The following is a 2,005-nucleotide window of genomic DNA, read 5'->3' as shown; positions in this document are numbered from 1 at the left end:
CGTCTAAAAGACCAGTTCACAGGTGTCACTCCTGTTCTTCAAAAAAATTACTACATCGACACACCTGATTTTGGACTGCGAGAAAAAAAAGTTGCTATGCGCATTCGAACCTTTGAAGACTGGGCAGAATTGACACTCAAAGTCCCACAAAGTGTCGGAAACATGGAATACAATCAAAAATTGCAACTAAAAGATGCTGAGAACTATCTGGCTAAGGAAGAACTTCCTCAGGGGCTGGTTCTTGATGAATTGGCTAAACATGGTATACAAAACAAGAAATGGCAGGTCCTTGGTTGTCTAACAACGCTTCGCTATGAAATGCAAACAGCTATTGGCCTCATGGCACTGGATGAAAGTCAGTACTTTGATATGACAGATTACGAATTAGAGCTTGAAGTGGAAAATCACGAGCAAGGGAAACAGGATTTCCAGCAATTTTTAGAGGAAAATCAGATTTCTTATCAAAAAGCTCCTTCAAAATTGGTTCGATTTGTCAAAAGTATGAAAAATAGCTGAAATAATCTCCATTTTTTGGTAAAATAGAAAAGATAAAAATACACGAATCCCAGTTCATATAGGTAAGGCAAATATCACTAGGATTTATAAAGTTTACAGAGGACGGTCTATAATGTCAGATAGAAAAAACATGAAACTTTTCGCACTCAACTCTAACCAAGAGATTGCACAGAAAATTGCTGAAGCTGTTGGTGCCCCACTTGGAAAACTATCATCACGTCAATTTTCAGACGGAGAAATCCAAGTGAATATTGAAGAAAGTGTCCGTGGTTATGATGTTTACATCATCCAATCAACAAGTTTCCCTGTTAACAACCACCTAATGGAATTGTTAATCATGGTCGACGCTTGTGTGCGCGCAAGTGCCCACAGTATCAACGTTGTCCTTCCATATTTTGGCTATGCACGTCAAGACCGCATTGCTTGTCCTCGTGAGCCACTTACAGCAAAACTAGTTGCCAATATGCTGGTTAAGGCTGGGGTTGATCGTATCCTGACTCTTGATTTGCATGCCGTTCAGGTTCAAGGTTTCTTTGATATTCCTGTCGATAATCTTTTCACAGTTCCCCTATTCGCAAAACATTACTGCGATAAGGGACTACTCGGTTCAGATGTTGTTGTCGTTAGCCCTAAAAATTCAGGTGTGAAACGTGCGCGTAGCTTGGCTGAATATCTTGATGCTCCTATCGCCATTATCGATTACCCTCAAGACGATGCAACTCGTAACGAAGGTTATATCATTGGTGATGTTGAAGGTAAGAAAGCTATCTTGATTGATGATATTTTAAATACAGGACGTACCTTCTCTGAAGCTGCCAAAATCGTTGAACGTGAAGGAGCTACAGAAATTTATGCTGTTTCTAGCCACGGTCTCTTCGTCGAGGGAGCTGCTGAACTTCTTGACAATACTAAGATTAAAGAAATTCTTGTGACTGATTCAGTAGCAACAAAAGAAAAAACTCCTAAAAACGTATGCTACATCACTGCTAGTGAGTTAATTGGTGATGCTATCGTCCGTATCCACGAAAGAAAACCAGTCAGCCCACTCTTTGCCTACAACAAAAAGAAATAAGGTGATTCTTTGATTTATTTGGACAATGCTGCAACGACTCCCATGTCAGCAGTTGCTATTTCAGCTATGACCAAGGTTATGCAAGAAAACCATGGCAATCCTTCTAGTATTCATGGACATGGACGTCAAGCTGGCAAACTCTTGCGAGAAGCCCGTCAGGAACTAGCTCAGTTACTGAGGACAAAACCTCAACATATCTTTTTCACTTCTGGTGGGACAGAAGGCAACAATACTGCCATCATTGGCTACTGCCTTCGTCACCAAGAACAAGGAAAACATATCATCACAACTGCCATTGAACACCATGCCGTCCTTGAAACCATTGATTACTTGGTTCAACACTTTGGGTTTGAAGCAACCATTATCCAGCCAGAAAATCAAGAAATCACCGCCCAGCAAATTCAAGAGGCCTTACGT

3 protein-coding genes are annotated in these 2,005 nt (G+C 40.8%); all 3 read left to right on the top strand.

Annotated elements, in window-relative coordinates; translation table 11 throughout:
* A partial coding sequence (locus tag SMIDD26_RS03600) for a CYTH domain-containing protein (RefSeq protein WP_061438974.1) occupies positions 1 to 516 on the top strand: 516 nt, incomplete at its 5' end.
* Positions 517 to 628: 112 nt separating this feature from the next.
* Positions 629 to 1,588 (top strand): ribose-phosphate diphosphokinase, encoded by a 960-nt coding sequence (locus SMIDD26_RS03595; RefSeq protein WP_061438973.1) that lies wholly within the window; start codon positions 629 to 631, stop codon positions 1,586 to 1,588.
* A 9-nt stretch (positions 1,589 to 1,597) separates the two neighbouring features.
* Positions 1,598 to 2,005, top strand: a 408-nt coding sequence (locus SMIDD26_RS12670; protein WP_246746882.1) for an aminotransferase class V-fold PLP-dependent enzyme, incomplete at its 3' end; no start/stop codon positions are given.

It is taken from the genome of Streptococcus mitis (assembly GCF_001579035.1).
GTDB lineage: Bacteria > Bacillota > Bacilli > Lactobacillales > Streptococcaceae > Streptococcus > Streptococcus mitis_J.
The sequence above is the reverse complement of the archived record's forward strand: the minus strand, read 5'-3'. Positions and strand labels throughout refer to the sequence as shown.